General features: G+C 64.4%; 21 protein-coding genes. 13 read left to right on the top strand and 8 right to left on the bottom strand.

Translation table 11 applies throughout. The annotated features are described in order from the left end of the window. Positions 1-65: 65 nt before the first annotated feature. On the bottom strand, positions 66-1,097 hold the full coding sequence (locus QNO10_RS04255; RefSeq protein ID WP_229949847.1) for a hypothetical protein: 1,032 nt from the start codon (positions 1,095-1,097) through the stop codon (positions 66-68). Between the two features lie 235 nt (positions 1,098-1,332). Here QNO10_RS04255 and QNO10_RS04250 point away from each other — a divergent pair, with 235 nt between their 5' ends. The 4 genes from QNO10_RS04250 (at position 1,333) to QNO10_RS04235 (ending at position 2,884) form a co-directional block, all read left to right on the top strand. After that, positions 1,333-1,494 (top strand): hypothetical protein, encoded by a 162-nt coding sequence (locus QNO10_RS04250; RefSeq protein WP_229949845.1) that lies wholly within the window; start codon positions 1,333-1,335, stop codon positions 1,492-1,494. A gap of 135 nt (positions 1,495-1,629) precedes the next feature. Continuing rightward, positions 1,630-2,304, top strand: coding sequence for a deoxyribose-phosphate aldolase (gene deoC, locus QNO10_RS04245; RefSeq protein WP_229949842.1), 675 nt, complete (start codon positions 1,630-1,632; stop codon positions 2,302-2,304). 39 nt (positions 2,305-2,343) lie between these two features. Next, entirely contained in the window at positions 2,344-2,595 is a 252-nt protein-coding gene (locus QNO10_RS04240; RefSeq protein ID WP_229949840.1) for a hypothetical protein, read from the top strand. Between the two features lie 151 nt (positions 2,596-2,746). Then, positions 2,747-2,884: a hypothetical protein gene (locus QNO10_RS04235; protein ID WP_229949839.1), complete on the top strand. Its 138-nt coding sequence runs from the start codon at positions 2,747-2,749 to the stop codon at positions 2,882-2,884. A gap of 9 nt (positions 2,885-2,893) precedes the next feature. Here the strand turns inward: QNO10_RS04235 and mfd are convergent, their stop codons facing one another. Further along, complete coding sequence (mfd, locus tag QNO10_RS04230) at positions 2,894-6,493, bottom strand: transcription-repair coupling factor (RefSeq protein WP_229949837.1); 3,600 nt, start codon at positions 6,491-6,493, stop codon at positions 2,894-2,896. A gap of 279 nt (positions 6,494-6,772) precedes the next feature. On the opposite strand from mfd, the gene QNO10_RS04225 reads away from it, so the two are divergent. From QNO10_RS04225 to nhaA, 4 genes are all read left to right on the top strand, one after another. Beyond that, on the top strand, positions 6,773-7,450 hold the full coding sequence (locus QNO10_RS04225) for a hypothetical protein (RefSeq protein WP_229949835.1): 678 nt from the start codon (positions 6,773-6,775) through the stop codon (positions 7,448-7,450). A gap of 125 nt (positions 7,451-7,575) precedes the next feature. Further along, on the top strand, positions 7,576-8,079 hold the full coding sequence (locus tag QNO10_RS04220) for a DUF2505 domain-containing protein (RefSeq protein ID WP_229949833.1): 504 nt from the start codon (positions 7,576-7,578) through the stop codon (positions 8,077-8,079). Positions 8,080-8,082: 3 nt separating this feature from the next. Next, the gene (locus QNO10_RS04215; RefSeq protein ID WP_229949831.1) at positions 8,083-8,304 is read left to right on the top strand and encodes an SCO4848 family membrane protein; all 222 of its coding nucleotides are present in this window, start codon (positions 8,083-8,085) and stop codon (positions 8,302-8,304) included. Between the two features lie 166 nt (positions 8,305-8,470). Then, on the top strand, positions 8,471-9,835 hold the full coding sequence (nhaA, locus tag QNO10_RS04210) for a Na+/H+ antiporter NhaA (RefSeq protein ID WP_229949829.1): 1,365 nt from the start codon (positions 8,471-8,473) through the stop codon (positions 9,833-9,835). On the opposite strand, the gene QNO10_RS04205 is transcribed toward nhaA, so the two are convergent. The 5 genes from QNO10_RS04205 to QNO10_RS04185 form a co-directional block, all read right to left on the bottom strand. Beyond that, positions 9,832-10,422, bottom strand: a complete 591-nt coding sequence (locus QNO10_RS04205; protein ID WP_229949827.1) for a hypothetical protein — start codon at positions 10,420-10,422, stop codon at positions 9,832-9,834. The two genes, nhaA and QNO10_RS04205, sit on opposite strands and share 4 nt — an antisense overlap. Further along, a complete protein-coding gene (locus QNO10_RS04200; protein ID WP_229949825.1) occupies positions 10,419-11,360 on the bottom strand; it encodes a hypothetical protein in 942 nt (313 codons plus the stop codon). Before QNO10_RS04200 ends, QNO10_RS04205 begins: the two co-directional genes overlap by 4 nt. Then, positions 11,360-12,121, bottom strand: a complete 762-nt coding sequence (locus QNO10_RS04195) for a signal peptidase I (RefSeq protein ID WP_229949822.1) — start codon at positions 12,119-12,121, stop codon at positions 11,360-11,362. The genes QNO10_RS04200 and QNO10_RS04195 overlap by 1 nt, the downstream gene beginning before the upstream one ends. A 14-nt stretch (positions 12,122-12,135) precedes the next feature. Then, positions 12,136-12,684, bottom strand: a complete 549-nt coding sequence (locus QNO10_RS04190; protein WP_229949820.1) for a hypothetical protein — start codon at positions 12,682-12,684, stop codon at positions 12,136-12,138. Between the two features lie 85 nt (positions 12,685-12,769). Beyond that, positions 12,770-13,267 carry an alternate-type signal peptide domain-containing protein gene (locus QNO10_RS04185; protein ID WP_284162341.1) on the bottom strand — a complete coding sequence of 166 codons (498 nt, stop codon included), beginning with the start codon at positions 13,265-13,267 and terminating at the stop codon, positions 12,770-12,772. A 633-nt stretch (positions 13,268-13,900) separates the two neighbouring features. Here QNO10_RS04185 and QNO10_RS04180 point away from each other — a divergent pair. Beyond that, on the top strand, positions 13,901-14,275 hold the full coding sequence (locus QNO10_RS04180) for an Hpt domain-containing protein (protein WP_229949817.1): 375 nt from the start codon (positions 13,901-13,903) through the stop codon (positions 14,273-14,275). Between the two features lie 101 nt (positions 14,276-14,376). Further along, positions 14,377-16,053: a sensor histidine kinase gene (locus QNO10_RS04175; protein WP_229949815.1), complete on the top strand. Its 1,677-nt coding sequence runs from the start codon at positions 14,377-14,379 to the stop codon at positions 16,051-16,053. An 85-nt stretch (positions 16,054-16,138) separates the two neighbouring features. On the opposite strand, the gene QNO10_RS04170 is transcribed toward QNO10_RS04175, so the two are convergent. Next, positions 16,139-16,963 carry a response regulator transcription factor gene (locus tag QNO10_RS04170; RefSeq protein ID WP_229949727.1) on the bottom strand — a complete coding sequence of 275 codons (825 nt, stop codon included), beginning with the start codon at positions 16,961-16,963 and terminating at the stop codon, positions 16,139-16,141. 192 nt (positions 16,964-17,155) lie between these two features. Here QNO10_RS04170 and QNO10_RS04165 point away from each other — a divergent pair, with 192 nt between their 5' ends. The 3 genes from QNO10_RS04165 (at position 17,156) to QNO10_RS04155 (ending at position 21,449) form a co-directional block, all read left to right on the top strand. After that, positions 17,156-18,751, top strand: coding sequence for a sensor histidine kinase (locus QNO10_RS04165; protein WP_229949723.1), 1,596 nt, complete (start codon positions 17,156-17,158; stop codon positions 18,749-18,751). 69 nt (positions 18,752-18,820) lie between these two features. Next, the gene (locus tag QNO10_RS04160; RefSeq protein WP_229949721.1) at positions 18,821-20,134 is read left to right on the top strand and encodes a UDP-glucose dehydrogenase family protein; all 1,314 of its coding nucleotides are present in this window, start codon (positions 18,821-18,823) and stop codon (positions 20,132-20,134) included. Positions 20,135-20,666: 532 nt separating this feature from the next. Beyond that, entirely contained in the window at positions 20,667-21,449 is a 783-nt protein-coding gene (locus tag QNO10_RS04155; RefSeq protein ID WP_229949718.1) for a hypothetical protein, read from the top strand. Positions 21,450-21,531 lie beyond the last annotated feature (82 nt).

Below are 21,531 nucleotides of genomic sequence, written 5' to 3'. Positions count from 1 at the left end.
TGTATTGTGCGCCTTCGATGCTTAAATATCGAGTTCCCCACTCCGAAACTATTTTTCATGGCACATCATGACGTCGGTGCCTCCTGAAGGACTGCAATAAACGCCCGGGACTCGGACGCAAACACGTCGGCACCGACCTCGATGAAGATGCCTTCGCTCTGTCTGGCACTTCTCAAGGCCTCGCCGGTGCGCCCCAGGGCGTGGAAGCAGCGTGCCAATAACAACAGCACCCGCGCTTGAAGGAACGGATAGGGACCAGCAAGCTCCTTGTCCAGTGGACGGAGCAGCTCTTCCGCGGTGGATGGATTCCCGGACGCAAGTTCCCACCAGGCACGTGTGATCCGGACTTCGTACAGATCGATTTCCTTGCCTCCGGCGACAGCAAAAGCCACCTCGGCCCGCTCTACGAACTCTGCCGTTTCCGGGCCGGTAAGCCCTGCCGTCAAGCGCATGTGCGCGGTTGCCTTGTTGAATTGGGCCCAGAGATTGACGTTGTCCAAGCGTGAAAGGTTTTCCATTGCCAGGCTTTGGTACGCCAATCCTTCATCCAGCCGGGAGGACATAAACGCGACGTTCCCGATGGTCCACTGTGCAACTCCGAGATCGTAGTAGCTGGTTTCCCCTTCCAGCATGCCGGCAAGATTCATGGCCTCGGCCCATGCCGCCTCAGTATCGCCATCCTCAGCAAGCGCAGCGACCAACGCGTGCTGAACACTTCGGCGTGCATCCAGCGACAGGTCGTCCGCCGGAATGCGTGTGGCTTCCCTCGCGACTTCGAGCGCATCGTGCATTTGGCCGTCATTGTGGAAAATGCGCGACAAGAGCACCCTGGTGCGGGACTCGAGGTCGGGATACTGCTTTATCGCTTCGGACTCCAGCAGCTTTCGGCAGGTCGCAATGGCATCCTGAATCAGCCCGAGGTCAAGTTGGAGCTGACCCGTTTGAAACTCCATGCGACAAAGCCCTAAAGCGTCTCCGCTTTTCCTTGCGGCTTCTGCTGCGGATTGCGAATGACTTATGGCATCCCGGTAATCCCGTCGCTGCTGAGATTGCATGGCACGGTATTCGTCCAAGATGAATGCTGCATTGCTATCCACGTGTCAGGCACCTTCTCACGGTATTTATCCAGAGGGATTCGGGGTTATGGGAGCTGCAACCGGTTCCTTCCAGCAAACGCCGCATCGGCTCCAAAATCACTGCAAACCTAACACCACCGCAGGTTCCCCGCAGGATTGCCGCACCAGCAACAGAATCAATATTTTCTCAGCTCGACGTGTAGCTATACTCCAAGTGTCTGAATTCCTCAGTCCTACATCTTCCTAGGAGCAGAACATGAAAAAGCTTGGTGCAGCAATGCTGCTGACCGCTGTCATCACCGGGGCCGGTGTGGCGGCACCGGCGTCGGCCGCATCTGTTTCCGCGGCAGCCTCGGAAAAAGTAACCGTGAAAACGAACGTTGTTTCCATTTTCGGAATGTGGCCCCTTCGGACCTAACAGCGTCACCGCAAAGACCCGGCCGAAGAACATAAGGCGGCCGGGTCTTTGCTATGGCACTAACCGCGGTACTTCTCCGGCGCCGGCAGTGATCCCGGCCACGCGCCTCAACTCCGCTATGGCAAGATAGAACCCATGTCTACACCCATTGCCTCGTATATTGATCACACGCTCCTCAAACCCGAGGCCAGCCGCGACGACATCCTCCGGGTCTGCTCCGAAGCCGCTGAATACCAGTTCAAGTCCGTCTGCGTAAACCCGCTCTGGGTCGGCACCGTCCACAATGCCCTGAAGGGCAGCGGAGTGCTCACCTGCTCGGTCATTGGCTTCCCGCTGGGCGCCACCACCACCGAAGTGAAGGTCTTCGAAGCCCAGGGGGCGCTTCAGGACGGTGCGGATGAAATCGACATGGTCATTGACATCGCAGCCGCCCGCCGCGGCGACCGGATTGCCCTGGTCAGGGACATCGCAGCAGTGGCCGACGCCGTCCACGCTGCCGGTGGCATCCTCAAGGTCATCATCGAAACCTCGCTGCTCAATGAAGAGCAGAAGGTTCTGGCCTGCGAAGCCTCCGTCGAAGCCGGCGCTGATTTCGTGAAGACCTCCACCGGATTCAATGGCGGCGGAGCGACGGCCGACGACGTCGCGCTGATGCGCCGTACGGTCGGCCCGGACCTCGGAGTCAAGGCTTCCGGCGGTGTCCGTTCCCTCGAAGACGCACAGGCAATGATCGATGCAGGAGCCACGCGTATCGGAGCGAGCTCGGGAATCGCTATTGTTAATGGAAGCAAAGCCACGTCGGGCTACTGACCGGCATAGCTACTGACACTTTTTGAAACGGAGAACTTCATGGTTGGAACACGGTCAAAGCAGCCTTCACACTCGGGCGAGGGCCATCTGGTCAGCAACGTCCTCATCTTCGCCGTGATGTTCGCCATCTTCCTTGGCGCCATCTACGCGGTTAACTGGCTGACCCTGGACAATGTCTGGCCCATGGCAGTCCTGCTGATTGCTGCGACCGGCATGTACCTCGTGGCATTCAGCATCGGCCGTTCCGACACCACCACGGAGCTCGCCAAGGGTTACTCGCACAACGAGTAGGCCCGGCCGTTCACAGGCCAGTTGCTCTAAACACTGATGCACCCCAGCCTTCGGGCTCGGGTGCATCAGTGTTTAACTGAGTAGTGGCTGCGGACAGGCAGGTGTCTCCTACTCTTAGCGCCTCTGCCGGCCGGTCCCTAGATTCGGCTTCATGACTACCACCATGACCCGTAGGGAATGGCGCCGGGACCGGGCCCGGCAGCAGCGGATTCTCCTCATTGGCTACGCGGTACTCGCCTCGTGTGTCGTGGCTGCCGCAGCTGTCTTCGTTATAGCGGTGACAGGCTAGCCAGCCGCCTTACTCCTTGAACACGGCGTCAAGCACCTGCTTGGCCCAGGCCAGGATTTCGGCGTCCACCAGATCCCGGCCGCCTATCCTGGCTGTCTTCGGCTTGGGCACCAGCACGGCGTTCAATGCGGGCTTCACCAGTGCGCCGGGGTACATGCGCTGCAGCCGCATGGTGCGCGATTCGGGCAGGTCCGCCGGAGCAAACTTGATGAAGTTGCCCTGGAGCGCAACGTCGGTCAGCCCGGCGGCGCGTGCGTCCACCCGGAAACGGGCGACGTCGATCAGGTTCTTCACTTCCTGCGGCGGCTCGCCGTAGCGGTCCACCAGCTCGGCCAGGACTTCGTCGATGGCCTCGTTGGTCAGTGCCGAGGCCAGCTTGCGGTAGGCCTCCAGCCGCAGCCTCTCCCCCGGCACGTATTCGTGCGGCAGATGGGCATTAACCGGCAGCTCGATCTTCATTTCCGCGGCCTTCTCCTCGGCCTCGCCGCGGTAATCCGCCACGGCTTCGCCGACCAGCCGGATGTACAGGTCAAAGCCGACGCCGGCAATGTGGCCGGACTGCTCCCCACCCAGCAGGTTTCCTGCGCCGCGGATTTCCAGGTCCTTCATGGCAAGCTGCATACCCGCACCCAGTTCGTTGTGGGTCGCCACGGCCTTCAGCCGCTCGAGTGCGACCTCGCCCAGCGGTTTCTCCGACGGGTACAGGAAGTAGGCGTAGGCCCGCTCACGGCCACGGCCCACGCGGCCGCGCAGCTGGTGCAGCTGCGACAGGCCGAAGTGGTCCGCCCGGTCGACTATCAAGGTGTTGGCATTGGAGATATCCAGGCCGGTTTCGATGATGGTGGTACACACGAGCACATCGAAACGCTTCTCCCAGAAATCCACGATGATCTGCTCGAGCTTGGACTCACTCAACTGGCCGTGGGCGACGGCGATGCGTGCCTCCGGAACCAACTCACGCAGGTGCGCGGCGGTGCGGTCGATGGACGAAACCCGGTTGTGGACGAAGAACACCTGGCCTTCGCGCATCAGCTCACGGCGGATCGCGGCGGAAGCTTGCTTGTCCGTGTACGGACCCACGTAGGTCAGCACCGGGTGCCGTTCCTCGGGCGGGGTGGCCAGCGTGGAGGTCTCGCGGATCCCGGTCAGGGACATCTCCAGGGTCCGCGGAATTGGGGTGGCACTCATGGCCAGCACGTCCACGTTGGTGCGCATCTTCTTCAGCGCTTCCTTGTGTTCAACACCGAAGCGCTGTTCCTCATCCACGATCACCAGGCCCAGATCCTTGAACTGGACCTCCTGGGACAACAGGCGGTGTGTGCCGATGACGACGTCAACCGAGCCGGCCTTGACGTCCTCAATGGTGGCCTTGGCCTGCTTGGCCGTCTGGAAGCGGGAAAGGGAATCCACGCGGACGGGGAAACCGGAGAAGCGTTCGGCGAAGGTTTCCATATGCTGCTGGGCCAGCAGTGTGGTGGGCACCAGAACCGCCACCTGCTTGCCGTCCTGCACGGCCTTGAATGCAGCCCGTACCGCGATTTCGGTCTTGCCGTAGCCCACGTCGCCCGAAACGAGCCGGTCCATGGGCACTTCCCGTTCCATGTCCGCCTTGACCTCGTTGATGGTGGTCAGCTGGTCCGGGGTCTCGACATAGGGGAAGGCTTCCTCAAGTTCACGCTGCCAGGGGGTGTCCGGGCCGAAGGCATGGCCCTTGGACGCCATCCGTGCGGAATAGAGCCGGATCAGCTCGCCCGCAATTTCCTTGACCGCCTTGCGCGCCCGGCTCTTGGTTTTGGCCCAGTCGGAGCCGCCCATCTTTGACAGCACAGGGGTTTCCCCGCCCACGTACCGGGTGATCTGGTCCAGTTGGTCGGTGGGAACAAACAGCCGGTCCCCCGGCGCACCCCGTTTGGAGGACGCGTATTCGAGCACCATGTACTCGCGCACCGTCTTGTTGGTGCCGGCGCCGGTGGCGCGCTGGATCAGTTCGATGAACTTACCCACGCCGTGCTGCTCGTGCACCACGAAGTCGCCCTCCTGCAGCTGCAGCGGGTCGACGGCGTTGCGCCGTTTCGAGGGCATCTTGCGCATGTCGCGGGTGGAGTAGGTGCTGGCGCGGCCGAGCAGGTCAGCCTCGGTCAGCAGGCCGGTCTTGAGGCTGTCGAAGACATACCCGCGGCCGGCGCTGGCGGTGGTGATGGAGATGACGCCGGGACGCGGTTCCTCGTCCACGGAATCGACCAGGGAGACGGGGATGTCGTTTTCCCGGAACAGTTCGGCCAGGCGGGCGGCCGGGCCGGGGCCTTCAGTCACCACCACCACGCGCCAGGCATCCCGGACGCGGCCGCCGATGAAGTCCATCATTTCCGCGACGTCGCCGCGGTACCCGCGGGGTTCGCGCGCGTTGATGGTCAGGGTGTCGATATCGAGGACGGTTTCGTCATCGGGGTTGAAGGACGTGATGGACCACCAGGCGACGTCGTTGGCGTGCGCAGCCGTGCGGGTGTCCGCCAGGGAGCGGAAGCTGGCGGCGTCGAGGTCCGCTGCGAGCCCGGCCGAAAGATCCAGGGGTGCGGCGCCGCCGTCGGACGCCGTGGCCCACGCCGCTGCCAGGAACTCCTCGTTCGTGGCAGCCAGGTCGTGGGCCCGGGCACGTACTTTTTCCGGCTCGATGACCACGGTGATGGATCCCCGGGGCAGCTCGCCCATCAGCGGAACCATGGAATCCACGAGAACGGGAGCCAGGGATTCCATGCCTTCCACGGCAATCCCGCCAGCGATCTTCTCCAGCATGTCCGCAGCTGCGGGCATCTGGTCCTTGAGCTTGGCGGCACGGCTCATCACCGACGGCGTGATCAGGATTTCCCGGCACGGCGGGGCGTACAGCTCGGAGGGGTGGGTGACGTGCTCCCCGGTGAGGGTCCGCTGGTCAGCGACCGCGAACCAGCGCATGGAATCCACCTCGTCACCGAAGAAATCGATGCGGATGGGGTGGTCCTCGGTGGGCGGGAAAACATCGAGGATGCCGCCGCGGACGGCGAACTCACCGCGGTGGGAAACCATATCCACCCGTGCGTAGGCGGCCTCTGCCAGCGCCTGCACCACGGAGTCGAAAGGCTGTTCCTGGCCGACCTTCAGGGCCACCGGTTTCAGTTCGCCGAGCCCGGCCACCAGGGGCTGGACCACGGCACGCACGGGGGCAACCACTATCTGGACCGGCGCGGTTTCCGGATGAACCAGCCGGCGGAGCACGGACAGGCGCCGTCCCACGGTGTCCGAGCGTGGAGAAAGGCGCTCGTGCGGCAGGGTCTCCCAGCTGGGGAATTCCTCAATACCGGCCAGCGGCAGGTAGCTGCGCAGCGCAGCCGCCAGATCCTCGGCCTCGCGGCCCGTTGCCGTGACGGCCAGCACCACCGGAGGGACGCCGTCGCCGGCCCCGGCCGCCGCGATCCCGTCCACGACTTCCGCCAGCAAGGCAGCGCGCATGCCCTGCGGCGCTCCGATCTGAAGATCTTCACTGCGGCCTGCGGGCGGCCGGGAGGAAAGGGTCCGCACCCTTGCGTACGAGGGGTCCTCAGCGAGGGCGGCACGCAGTCCGTTCAGGCTCATGGGGTGGTTTCTCCTTCATGACGGCAACGCAAATACCCGAAGTCCACAAACGGAACCCCGGGGTTTTCTTCAACATTACCCGCTGCCGGCCCGGTGGTATGGCGCTGCCGCTGAGAGCGGAAACAGGCCACGCGCCTCCGTCCCGGCCAGCTGAACCGCCCAGCCGCCGTGGATCTGGATTTTCGCTGGAGCGCCTGCCACGCTGGAAGGGCACGGGCATAACCGGACAGCGATTCCCCTTTCTTCAGTCTCGCCTTTGACCGACGTAAGGACTGCCCCATGGCTCGCAACGCGACCCTTCTGGCCACCGGATTTGCCGTACTCGCGCTCACCTTTGCCGGCTGCGCCGGCAACCCCGACGGCGACGGCTACAACGATCCCGAAGGTGGTTCCACCTCCACCGGCACGGAGTCCGCTTCCGGCCCGTCGTCCTGCGCCACCATCTCCCCGAACAGCCCCGGCGAAGAAAACTGCCAGGCGGCCGGCATTCCGGGCCGCACCTCCAACCCCGACCGGTGCGGAAGGTTCACCGCCTCCCCCACTCCGGGCGGCATCCTTGAAGGAACGTTTGGGCCGTATTGCGATGACGCCGTCGCGACCACCTACAACACGGCATTGATCCCTGACGAGTCCGTTGCCATCGTGACTGTCGGGGAAACCCCGGAGGACACTACCGTGCAGCTGCAGGCGCAGAGCTTCGCGGCGAATACGACGTTCAGTGCCCGGCTGCACCGGGATGACTGCGGCGAGGACCCGGCCGATGCAGGCCCGGAGTATCAGGGCCCGCAGGGTGGCCTGGTCCTGGACTTCACGACCGACGCCGCCGGCACCGCCACCGCAGGCACGACGGTGCCGTGGACGCTGCCGGACGACGGCGCCGAGTCCCTCCTCATCCTCGACGCAGGACAGGGCGGCGCAGCCGGGAACCCGGTGGGCTGCATCAACCTGGAACCCTAGCCCGTGCATCCGGAGGTCTGGGCAGTTTCGGGGCAGCGAAAGGTCCGGTTTAGGATGAGGGTTGGCCGGTCGGCGGGCTTGCAGTCCCGCGGATTCCGGCTTCCCGCCCACCTTACGGAGGACCCATGGCCCTGAACGCATCAACCATCCTGCCCTACGACGTACGCACCGTGACGGACACATTCGCCGATGAAGGTTTCCTGCGCAGCATCAGCGAGCACGTCGGCGGCTCCCTGGTGTCCGCTTCCGTGGACGGTGACACTGCGGGAGCCTTCGTCCTCACCGCCGTGCGGACCATGCCGACGGACCGGCTGCCGGACATGGTGAAGAAGTTCGTTGGCGCCACCCTGACCGTCACCCAGAAGGAACAGTGGGCCGCCCCTGCCGCAGACGGATCCCGGGAAGCCGACGTGGAACTCTCCGTGGGCGGGGTGCCGCTGAAGGTCAACGCCGTACAGCGCCTTATCAGCACCCCCGAGGGCACCCGCGTCGACGTCGACGGCAAGGTGGCTTCCTCCATCCCGTTCCTTGGCGACAAGATCGCTAAGGCGGCCGAGCCGATGATCGGCAAGGCACTGACCATCCAGGCGGGCCAGGCCGGCAAGTGGATTGAAAGCCGGCAGCACTAACCCATGGACCTCCCTACTCCCCTTGCACTGGTCCTGGTTATCGCCGGCCTCTGGTCCCTCCTCATGTGGCCGCCCTATCTGCGGGACGCCTTGAAGTCCCCGCAGGCACGGGACACCAACGGGGCACCCACCCGCTACATGACGATGAACCTGATGAAGATCAGCACGGCCATGGTCTTCGCACTGGCCACCCTCGTGATCGGGGTCCGCGGCCTCATCGGCTGAGTTCCGTTTGTCACGCGCCCCGGCAGGTTTCCTGCCGGGGCGCTTCACTGCCGGCGCGGCGTGCGTCACGCGCTGGCGCCCTGAGCCGGTTAGACTGGTACACGGTGCGCCGGGAAGTCTGGTCGGCAATAAGTTTGCCGTACCCGAATTCGTTAGGATCCATCCCATGGCCTCAGACCCCTCTTCCCCCAAGCCAACCGGCGCGCGCACCATCCTGGGCAGGCGCAGCTACGGTGAAACGCTCCGCATCGGCGAGATCCTCCGCAAGGAAACCGTAGGCGGGATCCTGTTGCTGATTGCGACCGTCGCCGCATTGATCTGGGCCAACTCCCCGGCAGCAGACACCTACTTTGCCGTACGTGATTTCGAAATCGGCTACGAGCCGTGGCACCTGAAGCTGAGCATCGGCACCTGGGCGGCTGATGGGCTGCTGGCCATCTTCTTCTTCCTGGTCGGTCTGGAGCTGAAAAAGGAATTCATTGCCGGGGACCTAAGAGACCTGAGGCAGGCAATCGTTCCGATTGCTGCCGCCGCGGGCGGCGTCGTCGTCCCCGCCCTGGTCTATGTAGCCGTCAACGTGATTGCCGGTTCGGACGGCCTGCGGGGCTGGGCTATCCCCACCGCCACCGACATCGCATTCGCCCTGGCCGTCCTCGCAGTGATCAGTTCGCACCTGCCCAGCGCGCTGCGGATCTTCCTGCTGACCCTCGCCGTGGTGGATGACCTCATCGCAATCGCCATCATTGCCTTCTTCTACTCCGAAGACGTACACCTGAGCTACCTGTTGTGGATGCTGCTCCCGCTGGCCGCGTTCACGTTCCTGGTCCAGCGCGTCCCCCGGTTCTTCGGCACCCGCGTCTGGCCGGCCTGGGTGATCCTGCTGCCCCTTGGTGTAGCCACGTGGGCACTGATGCATGCCTCCGGTGTCCACGCCACCGTGGCCGGGGTGCTGCTGGGCTTTGCGGTGCCCGTGCTGCGCCGCGGGCCGGACCGGCAGAAACTGCCCGCCGACCCGGAGCGCCCGGGCCTCTCGGAAATATTCGAGCACCGCTTCCGGCCTGTCTCGACCGGCTTCGCCGTGCCTATCTTCGCCTTCTTTTCCGCCGGTGTTGCCCTCGGCGGATGGAGTGGCGTAAGTGCGGCCGTCACAGACCCGGTGGCGGTCGGGATCATCCTGGGCCTGGTGGTAGGCAAACCCATCGGCATCCTGCTCACCACCTGGGCTGTCACTGCAGGGACGCGGGCCAAGCTGGACCCGGACGTCCGCTGGGTGGACCTGGCCGGCATAGGCATCCTCGGCGGTATCGGCTTCACCGTGTCCCTGCTGGTCAACGATTTGAGTTTTGACGTCGGGTCACTGCACAACGACGATGCCAAGGTGGGCATCCTGATGGCTTCGGTCCTCGCCGCCCTGCTGGCCTCGGTGCTGCTGACGGCCCGCAACCGGCGGTACCGTCTCATCGAGGCCCGGGAGCGGGTTGACGCTGACTCGGATGGGATCCCTGACGTGTACGAAGGCCGGGACGACTAGCCGGCGCAGGGATAGTTGCCGGCCCCCGCCACCAGCGACCAGTAGGACATCTGGAGCGTGGACGCTTCCGACGCGGCCAGAATGTCGGAGGCGGCGATGGCCGTGGCTGCCGGAACGGCTTTGTTCACGGTGGCGGTCCGCAGGGTTACGGTCAGCGGCACCATTTTGCTGGTCCCGAGCGCCGATGCCAGGCCGGACAGATATACGGGCTTCACCTCCGTCGTGGTCAGCGGAAGTGCATAGGTCTTGCTGGTCGAACCCATGGCGAAGGTGAGCACGTAGACCACATCAGAATCAACGTCGGCAACGGTCTTCCAGGAAAGCTCATTCGTGCCCCAGGGGTTGCAATGAAGCGGGCCGGGCGTCCGGACCTTCGCCGTCGGGAGGACCGTGATGGTCGCCGTCGTGGACTGGCTCCAGTAGGCGTACGCGGCAGTCCCGCCCAGGCCAAGGAGCACAGTCACGATAAACGCGGCCGCAGCGGTGCGTAACCCCGGCTGGGGACGCAGCCGCGCTGCCGGTCCGGACCGCGTGTCCTGTCCAGCTTCGGCGCTCTCCGCAGCCCCCTGCTGCGATTTCCTGCTCATCGGCTCCTGCTTCGTAGTCGGATTCCCGCGGTGGCGAAGAACGCCACCGAAAGTGCTATCAGGAGCGTACCCGACAGGGAACGGATCACGGGTTCCACCGTGCTCTCGAACGACGCCGGCGATGACTCTTCCAAACGTCCGGCGGCCACCGGCGGAACGTTGGTGTTGAAGGCGGCGTTCCTGTCCTCCTCGCCGGGGGCCGCCGGTGCGGTGGGGAATCCGGCAAGGGCTGCCGCGCCTCCGTCACCGGCTGGTGCCAGGCCCGGCACCGTCCCGGATCCCGGCCGCGGCGCAGGTGCCTGCCGGCCGGTAGTCCGGGCGTCGTTGCCGGGGCCGTTGCCTGCCGCCACTCCGGGGTCCGACGGCGGCACGGAAGCGTCGAGAATCCCCAGTGCTTCGCAGGCGCTGGGACCGGTACCTGCGATGTTCGTGGACTGCAGGTAAAACACGACGTCGAACCGGGCGCTGCGGCCCATGGCTGCGTTCGGAGCGTCCGGCGACAGGCCGGCAGTGAGCTGGATGCGGACGGCGTCCCCGGCCCCCAGCACCCATCCCTGGTAAACGTCGCTGCACATCCCGTTGGAGCCCAGGACTGCCGGCGGCCCGCCCACGGCACCGGCGGATGCGCTCACACTGAGCATGCCCACGAGCTCCGGATCCATCCCGGCGCTGACGGCACCGGCCGAAAGATAAGCCGCATCGGCACCGTCATTGCGGATCCAGACGCTTCCGCCGGTGGATCCACCGGGGACCAACCGGGCGCTTTCGGCGAAGACGGGGCCGTCGAGGGTGGGGCTGTACGTGCTGCCGTCAGGGCTGAAGGTGAGGTAGCTGCCGGCGGCAACGGCCGCAGGGGAACCGGCAAACGTGATGGCTGCGGCGGCAACGCCCACCGCGCCGGCGGTGAGCCACTGCTTCGCCCGTCCAGGGAAGGGCATCAGACAGCGACGGGCTTCCGGCGGCTGTGGATGTGCGGGTGTGCACTGTCATGGTTGCAGTGCTCGCACTCTTCCAGGTGGGGATCGTCATGGCCGAAGGGATCCTGCATGGGGACGCTGGCACGGGGAGCCTGCACCGGGGCCGCGCCGCCGTCGGTGAGGTCATTGCCGGGGTTTCCGTTGTCGGCTTCAGCCGGCCCGGAGTCGCCTTCTCCACGTTTCTTGGCCAGGGCACCGCGGACCATGGTGACGATGCCGTAGCCGAGCAGCGCTACCGCGCCCCACTGGATGGCCTCGCCCCGGTCCGAGTTGCCCAGGGCGTTGGCGGCAAAACCAATGAAGGGGACGGCGTAGAAGAGCTTGCCGCGGACCTGGACCTCGCGTACCGGCTCGGGGTCGACAATGGCATTGTTGTCACCCTTGGTGAACAGGGTCCGTTCCCCGTCCTGGGCGGTGCCGATGGAATTGATCCGGTGGGTGATGACTGCAGAGCTGCCGGACTCGATCTGGTAGGTGATCACGTCGCCGGTGCGCAGTTCCTCGAACGGTGTGGGTTTGACCACCAGGAAGGTGCCCGGAGCGTAGTGCGGTGCCATGGAGCTGGTCAGGACGCTGAAGGTCTGCGAACCGGTCACCAGCGGAATGACTATCAGGACCAGGGCAACCAGAGCCGTGGCACACAGGGCCAGGTAGCTCAACCCGGCTCCGATGAAACGCAGCGGGCTGGCGGGCTTCTCTGCTGTCCTGCGGCCACTCGACATGGTTTTCCTATCCGTCACTTAGCTGCCGGCGCGAGCTGCGCCACGCTGAGGTTTACCGGGATGTTGACCGGCTGTCCGAGCTGGTTCGCCGGGGTATTGCTGTTCAGCGAAACCTTGAAGCAAATGGTCTGGGTGGTTCCCGTAGCCAGGACCGGAAGAACAGGGGCGCCCGCTTTGTAGGCAAGATTTTCGGGGCAGGAGGTCGATCCCGGGAGAACCGTGGTGGCTACCGTCAGGTTCCCGTTCAGCATGCTGGCGGCCGGGGGAAGCGATACCGACGGCTGCAGGACCAACGGGGACTGCGCGGTGACGTTGACCGTGTTGGTCACCCGCACAGCGGTGTAGGCCGCCGTTCCGCGGTTCAATCCGCCGGCGTTAAGCGCCAGGGCCGGAGTGGAGGCCATGTTGGCTTCATTCACCAGGACAGTGAAGTCAGCTGCCTGGACGGTGCCGGCGTTCTGGGGAACCATAACGTTCCACAGTGCGTAGCTCCCCTGGACCGTCATGAGCCCCAGTACGACAGCGGCCAGGATCAACCCGGCTGCTTTCAGTAGGCTCTTCACGGATTCTTCCTCCAGGGGAACAGGTTGTGCGCGGTGCGTAGGCGCCGCGCACAACCAGGGTTAGAACAAGGGGGTGGGGCGGGTGTTACTTGGCGACCTGCGTCAGGATGTAGTTGACCTTCGAGAGGTCCAGGGTCGCGCCCATGTCCTGCTGACCCGTGGTGTTCGGGTTGAAGGTGAAGACGGCCTTCGCGGTGATCTCGCTGGTGGTGGTCAGGAAGTCCTTCGCGGGATCGAACTTCTGGCCGCCCTTCGTGTAGGTCACCACGGGATACGCGCTGCCCTTGAAGCTGTTGGCCGCGACGGGGTCCAGGCTCAGCTGGGCCTTCATCTGGTTACCCTCGAGGGTAACGTCGACGTTCTGGATGAAGGTGAGCTGCTCGCCCGGTACAACCTTGTACGAGGCAATGTCGATCACGCCGGCGGCGTTGGTCCAGACACCCGGCTCGGCTGCGACATCCAGGCTGCCGGCCTGGATGATTCCCGCATCGGCGGTTGCCTTGTCATTCCAGACGGCGAGCGTTCCGCCGCCGCCGAGCAGCATTGCCGAGCCGAGACCGATTGCCAGTGCGCCTTTAGCCATCTTGTTCATCTTGTTCCCCTTGTTCGAAAGTCTTGGGCCAGGAAGTTCTTCCTGCCGTTGGCTTCCACTTTCCCCGGCCGTCCTCAAGAATCGCGGCGCCCTTCACACAGGGTTGGAGAAACATTCCGCAAAACCTCAACTGCTGCGCAAGACAACCGCAATGTCCCCTCAACCGGGTCCCACGAACCGGAGTCAACCAGCGAAACGCACCTCCTGCATGGCCGGAATGCAGTGCCGGAATGCAGTGCCGGGGGCAGTCGACGTCGACGGACCGGTCCTGGTGCGGGCATCCACCGGAGCGTTGGGGAGGGATGCCGCCCGGCGTTCGGCAGAGCCCGCCGGAACGCTTTAAAGGGCGCACTAAACCGCGCACTAAATATTGCCTCGATCTTGAGTGTCGCGGGCACTCCATCCTGAGGTTTTAGTGCCACTGTGGGACGTGTCGCAGGAAGTTTCCCTGCCAGGACAGTTTCACGACCATCGACGAGCCCCACACTCGAAGGAAATTTTTTTGTACCTCTCTTTCCCGCGGGACCAGCGGACCGGGACACCGGTCCAGCCGCTGGCCGTCACCGGTTGCCGGCTCCGGCCCGGCCCGGCCGCCTCCCGCCACCACCATCAGGGAAGTGCCGCATGATGCATCGCGGCGGACAGCCCCGGCTGATTGCCCTGGGCACCCTCCTGGACCTCAGTGAGCAGATGGGCGCACGTACGTGCCGGCAGTACATCGGGAATTACCTCTCCATGTGGGACGGACGGTTCACCCGCCTCGTGCAGGCTGTGGAACACCAGGACTTCGATGCTGCGATGGACGTAGTCCTGAGCATCAAGATTTCCAGCCACATGGCAGGGGCCGAACGCCTGTCTGCCCTGGCCAGCCAGGCGCAGGATCTGGTGGCCGCTTATGACCTGGCCGGACTAAGGAATATGGTCCAGACGATTGACCGCTGCGGCACCGAGACCATGTCTTTTCTCTCGGCTTCCCTGGATGTGGAAGTGTCCCGGTAAGGGACCGTCCTTCCGGCGGGTCCGCACCGGACCGGCACGGTCATTTGACACCTGTACCACCGGTATCGTTAGACCCTGTTGTGCTTACAAGGGGGTCACGCATGTCGCGGTTGTCGCAGTCGACGCTGGGGTTTTTCGGCATAAGCTCGCAATTCCATGAACTGCCGCTGCGTATCCGGACAGCGCTGAGCCAGGCACCGTTGGTCATCGTTGTGGGGGTTATCAGCGCCGTCGCTGCCTGGCAGTTGCCGGAGGTCTTCGAACGGCAGGAATTCGTTGCGGGACTCATCATGCTGGTGCTCGTTACCGCCGCGTGCATCGCTATTCCATGGAACCGCCTCTGGTACCCGTCGTATTGGATCATTCCACTGCTCGACTTCGTCGCCATCGCCATGCTGCACCATGGCAGCACTGGCATCCTTACCGGCCTGAGCCTTCTCCACGTTTTCCCGGTCTTCTGGATGTCGTGGTCCCGGGTCTCCCCCGTAGCCGCCCGGGCACTGAGTCTTTTCTGCCCCTTGCTGTCGGTTTGGCATCCGTTCATCCTGGGCGGTTCCGGTCCCTTCGACGGAGCGGATCTTGCCGCCCCGCTGCTCGTTCCACTGGTGAGCTTCGGCGTCGCGGTCACTGTCTCAGTGCTCCGGGAAGATATCCGCTCCCAGCGCGAAACCCTGGAGAACAAGGACCGGCTCCTTGAAGCTGCGCTGGCGGAGAGCAAGCGGCGGTCCCAGCAGCTCGACGGAGTGCTGAACGCGATCGACGTCGGCGTCCTCCTGGTGGACGAGGACGGTCTGCCCCGGCATATGAACAGCCGTCAACGACTCCTCCAGGAGCGTGCCCTGCCGGCCGGGACGGTGGACCCGCATGAACGCGACCTGCTCCTCTACACCCTGGACCGCACCACTCCGGTTCCCGATGACCAGCGTCCCGTTGCACGCGCCCTGCAAGGCTCGGACTTCCGCGACGTCCAGTTGTGGCTGGGCCCTCCCGGCGCGCAGGTGGCCCTCAACACTTCCGGGGCCGTACTCCGCACCGACGACGGCGGCTTCAATGGCGCGGTCCTCGTTTTTTCCGACGTGACCGCCCTTGTCGGAGCGCTGGCAGCCAAGGACGATTTTGTTGCCAGCGTCTCGCACGAGCTCCGCACCCCATTGACGTCGATCATGGGTTATCTGGAGCTCGCGCTGGACGAAGCCGAGGACAGCCAGCTGCAGGGCGGGATCCCAGGATCCCTGCGGATTGCACTGCGGAACAGCGAGCGGTTGCTTCGCCTGGTGTCGGACCTCCTCACCGCAGCCTCGGGCACAGTCCATTTGGAGACCCGCCCTGTGTGCCTCGCTGAACTCATCCGCAGCAGTCTCGGCACAGCAGAGACAAAGGCGCGGGAGGCCGGCGTCGTACTGGTCGACGACACCCCCGCCGACCTGCCGCTGACCGCGGATCCGCACCGCATCACCCAGGTACTGGACAACCTGCTTTCCAACGCCGTCAAATACTCCCCCGACGGCGGCACGGTTACGGTAAGTGCCTGGCGTGAAGGCGGCAGCGCGGTGTTCCGTGTGGCGGATACCGGTATGGGCATGTCCGCCGACGATGTGGAGGATGTCTTTGAGAAGTTCTTCCGGGCCGGTACGGTGCGGCTGGCGGGTATCCCCGGAGTAGGACTCGGGATGGCGATCACCAAGGATATTGTCGAAGCGCACGGCGGCAGCATCCGGGTGGAAAGCGCCCAGGGACGCGGCACCGCCTTTACCGTCGAACTGCCGGCCGGCGCATAGGCGCCGGGCCGCGTTTAAGCCCGGGCAGCGTGTAGGCCCGGGCACGGGCGGCGGGGTTCCGGGTCAGGGACCCGGAACCGCGCCATCAAACCTGCGGTGCCAGACGGTAGCCGACGCCGCGTACGGTCTCGAGCCAGCGCGGCGACTTCGAATCGTCGCCAAGTTTGCGGCGGAGGTTACCCACATGCACTTCCACAGTCCGCTCATCCGCATCGCTGATGAAGGAGCCCGTGTCATATTCCTCGCCGCGCAGCCGCCGGACCAGGTCCGTCTTGGTCCGTACCAGCCGGCCTCCCTCCAGAAGGGCATGCAGCAGGTCGAATTCGGTGCGGGTCAGTTCCACGCCCTCACCGTTAATCTCGGTGGTCCGGGTGCCCGGGTCCAGGGTCAGGCCGTTGTGGGCGAACGTCCCCGGAGCGGCCGGGACCATCTGCGCGGACACGGGGGCTGATGCCGTGAGGGTTGCCACCGGCGCCCCTTCGGGAGCGGAAGCAGCAGTACCGCCGGAATCGGGGATGTCTGACGCTGCACCGGATTCCCCGCGCGGGCGGCGGAGCATGGCCGAGATCCGTGCGCGGAGCTCCCGCGGCCGGAAAGGCTTGGTGATGTAGTCGTCTGCTCCGGCTTCGAGTCCCATCAGGGTATCGAGCTCCTCGGCGCGGGCGGTGAGCATCACGATGTACGCGTCGCTGAACTGCCGCAGCTGCCGAATCACCTCGAACCCGTCAATGTCGGGGAGGCCCAGATCCAGGGTGACGACCGTGGGATTATGCAGCCGCACGGTTTCGACGCCTTCCGAGCCGTTCGGTGCAGTGAAGACCTTAAAACCGGACTGCTGCAGAACTGCATATAGAAGATCCCGGATATCTGCGTCGTCTTCGATGATGACGGCTACGCGCTGTATTTCCATGCCTGTATTTTTTCCTGTCCCGCGGACGTTCTGATTGTCCGCACCCCTTGCACCGTATCTTACAGGAGCACCCCTATAATCTGAGCTACCACTATAGGAATCCGGGGGTTCCAATTTTATATGTCCAGTCTCCAAGACCGTGCGGCTGCCATGATGGGGATCAAATCGCAGTTTAATGAACTAAGTCTTCGATTGAGACTGTTGATAAGCCAGCTCCCACTCGTGATTTCGGTTGCCGTAGCGCTGCCGATTACTGCCGTCGTCGCCCCCGCCGTTTTCGGCAGCCACAGTTTTCAATTAGGCCTGGTACTTCTTGCCCTCTTGACTGCGGCCTGCGTGGCGGTGCCGTGGGAGCGGTATTCCCCGCTGGCTTATTGGATTATCCCTGTGCTGGATTTCGCTGTGGTGGGCGGCCTTTACCATGACGGCAGAAACTCCGTAATCGGGCTGAGTTTCCTGGCCGTCTTCCCTGTTTTCTGGATGGCCTGGTCCGGTGCGGCACCACGTGCGGCCTGGATACTCAGCTATGTCTGCACCACGCTGGTGCTGTGGGCCCCGATTTTCAGCCAGGGATCACCCGAGCTGGTAGAACTGGCCGCTCCGCTGCTTATTCCGTTCGTCATGATGGGCATCGCCATAGTGGTCTCGACGGTGGAGAACGATACATCCGTTCAACGTGCACGGCTCACCGCGGCCGAGGCGCAGCTGCAGGGCAGCCTGCAGGAAACACGGCTGCGCTCCCAGCTGCTTGATGGAGTGCTGGAGACGGTGGACGTTGGCGTTATGGCCATCGATGCCAAGGGGCAGACCATCCTCATGAACAGCCGGCAACGGGCCAACCATGCCCTCGCCATCGCGGATGGCGTACCCATCCATGGCGAGGACGCCCTCATTTTCGATCTGGACCAGGTCACGCCCCTGGCACCGGCCCAACGCCCGGCCCAGCGGGCACTGCGTGAAGAGTCCTTTTCCGATGTCATCATGTGGGTCGGGCCGGCCAACCACCAGCGCGCGCTGGCCGTCTGTTCCCGGGCGCTGCGGGACAACGGGGAGTTTGCCGGCTCGGTGCTGGCCTACAGCGACGTGACCGACATGGTGAACGCACTCAATGCCAAGGAAGACTTCGTCTCCAGCGTGTCGCACGAGCTCAGGACACCCCTGACGTCGATCATCGGCTACCTCGACCTGGTCCTGGATGACCCGGAGATGGACGGGGTCCCCGGCCACCTCCACAGCGCGCTGCGGGTTGCCCAGCGCAATGCCGAACGCCTGCTGCTGCTGGTTGCCGACCTGCTGACCACCGCTTCAGGGACCATGCACCTGCACCGCCGGAAAACGGACGTCGCCGAACTCGTCCGTGCCAGCCTGGATACCGTGAGGCCCCGGGCTTCGGTCATTGGAGTCACCGTGGACTGTGACTGTGAACCGACGCTGGAAGCAGAGGTTGATCCGGACCGGATCTCCCAGGTGCTCGATAACCTCCTCTCCAACGCCGTCAAATACTCTCCCGACGGCGGCTCGGTCACCGTACGTTCCCGCCGGGAGGGCGGACACGTAGTCCTGGAGGTCCAGGACACCGGCATCGGCATGAGTGAGGAGGACCAGCGGGATGTGTTCACTAAGTTTTTCCGGACAGGCCAGGTAAAGAAGGCCGCCATCCCCGGCGTCGGCCTGGGACTGGTCATTACGAAGTCCATTGTCGAGGCACACGGGGGCCGTATCTCCTTCACCTCAGAGCTCGGTGCCGGAAGCACCTTCCGTGTGGTCCTGCCGGTCGAAGTCCCCTGATGCCGCCTATCCTGCGCGCAGGATAAGGTTGTTGCGGCCCGAAAAACCGTGATGAAACATAGGGGAACAGTGCGTATTTCCGTTATTGGCTGCGGCTATCTGGGGGCCGTCCACGCGGTTTCCATGGCGAAACTGGGGCACGACGTAGTGGGTATCGACGTCGACGCAGCAAGGATCGGAGACCTGGCCGCTGGACGCGCTCCCTTTTTCGAGCCCCGGCTGCCTGAGCTTCTTGCGGAAGCGCTCGGGAGCGGCCGGCTGGCATTCAGCACGGATCCGGCCGATGCAGCCGGCGCTGAGGTTCATTTCCTCTGCGTTGGGACGCCGCAGCGAAAGGGCGAATACGCGGCAGACATGCGCTACGTGGATGCAGCCGTCGCCGGGCTGGCACCCCATCTGGCACCCGGAGACGTCATAGCGGGCAAGTCCACGGTTCCGGTGGGTACCGCCGCGCGGCTGGCCGAGTATCTGGCGCATGAAGCACCCGGAGCCGTCCTGGCCTGGAACCCGGAATTCCTGCGCGAGGGCCACGCCATACAGGACACCCTCTCCCCTGACCGCCTGGTCTACGGACTGCCCGAAGGCCCGTCAGGCGCTGCCGCCACCGCGGTCCTCGACCAGGCATATGCGGCACCGCTGGCCGCAGGCACACCCCGGTTGACCATGGACTACGCGACGGCCGAGCTGGTCAAGACCGCCGCAAACTCCTTCCTCGCCACCAAGATCAGTTTCATCAATGCCATGGCGGAGGTGTGTGACGCGTCCGGAGCCGACGTCACGGCCCTCGCCGATGCCATTGGCATGGACGAACGCATCGGGCGGAGTTTCCTGAATGCGGGCGTCGGGTTCGGCGGAGGCTGCCTGCCCAAGGACATCCGCGCCTTTATGGCCCGTGCCGGCGAACTCGGCGCCGATCAGGCCCTCACCTTCCTCCGGGAGGTGGACGCAATCAATATGCGGCGCCGGTCCAAGGTCGTGGAGATGACGCGGGAGGTCTGCGGTGGATCCCTGTTGGGTAAACGCGTGACTATCCTGGGTGCGGCCTTTAAGCCGGAGAGCGACGACGTCCGCGACTCCCCCGCCCTCAGTGCCGCAGCGCAGCTCCAGCTCCAGGGTGCCACCGTCACAGTGACCGATCCCCAGGCACTGCAGAACGCCAAGGGCCGCTTCCCCGAGTTGAGCTACGAACCGGCCACCGAAAACGCCCTGCTCGGCGCCCACGTGGTGGTGCTCCTCACCGAGTGGAAGGAATACCGGTCTCTTGACCCGGTATCCACCGGGCCACTGGTCGCAGACAAGAACATCATCGACGGCCGCAATGTCCTTGACCCGGCCGCATGGCGGGCTGCAGGCTGGAACTACAAGGGCATGGGCCGGCCCTGAGGACCACCCGGCCGGGAGACAAGGAAAGCTGCATACCCCTCCCGGCCTGCCCTTCACGGCCGACGCTGCGCATGCCCCCGCCAAGCCCGGAGAAACACGTGCAATCGAATTACGTGGTGTGTAAACGCATTTAAAACACAGCATTTCTCGATACCCGAGTAATGCCTACTTGGTCGCCTAAATACGCATTCAGATATTGCAGCCCGACTGCTAGGTTCCCCCTGCCGGTCGGCCTCTGCCGACATTGTTCGGCCTTCCGATATCTAATGACTTTTGGGGACCTAATATGAAGAAAACCACTTCCGCCTTTATGCTTGCGGGCGTTTTGATGCTCGCCGGGACCGGTACTGCACAGGCCGGTGAAACGGATCCGGCCGCTGATGCGGTACCTCCCGCCGATACCCAGGCACCTGACGTACCCGCGGAGCCAGCCGACCCAGCACCCTCTCCCGGCCTGGAGCTACCCGCGGCTCCTGCTGCTCCCGAAGAAACAGCAGGAGAGCCCGACAATGGTGAACCAGATGTTGGGGATATGGGTAAATCCGGCAGTGGCGGGGAAAGGGAGGATAAAGGCGACGGGAAACCGGATAAAGACAAGCCCGGCTACGGCCACGGGAAACCCGATAGGGGTGACGGGAAACCGGATAAAGACAAGCCCGGCTACGGCCACGGGAAACCGGACAAGGGCGACGGGAAACCCGATAAAGACAAGCCCGGCCACGGCCACGGGAAACCGGACAAGGGCGACGGGAAACCGGATAAAGACAAGCCCGGCCACGGCCACGGGAAACCCGACAAGGACAAGCCCGGCCACGGCCACGGGAAACCAGACAAAGACAAGCCCGGCCACGGCCACGGGAAACCGGACAAGGACAAGCCCGGCCACGGCCACGGGAAACCCGACAAGGACAAGCCCGGCCACGGCCACGACGATGACTGCGAGGAAACGGAGACACCGGAGCCTACCGATCCACCGGAGGAGCCGACGGACCCGCCGGTCACCGTTATCGATCCGCCCGCGGACCCCACGGACCCGTCGGACCCTACGGACCCGTCGACTGAGATAGCGCTCCCACCGGCCGACCCAACCGATCCGCAGGTTTTGCTCATCGACCCGCCCAACGATCCGGTTGTTCCACCGGCAGCCGGCATCAACGTGCTTTCCAGCGGTGGAGCAGTCCGGAGCAACCCGGCCACGTTGGCCACGACGGGAGCCGATGGGTCCCTGGCCCTGTGGGGAGCAGCTGGCATCGGCACGCTGTTGGCAGGCGGTGCAGCCGTGATGATCAGCCGACGGCGGACGGACAGCGTGTAGCTGCGGGTTGAAGCGGCTACGACACCGCAGCCGCAGTAGCAATCACGGTCACAGACCCACGGCCCCGGTTCACACCGGGCCG

The organism is Arthrobacter sp. zg-Y919 (assembly GCF_030142045.1).
Classification (GTDB): domain Bacteria; phylum Actinomycetota; class Actinomycetes; order Actinomycetales; family Micrococcaceae; genus Arthrobacter_B.
The sequence above is the reverse complement of the archived record's forward strand: the minus strand, read 5'-3'. Positions and strand labels throughout refer to the sequence as shown.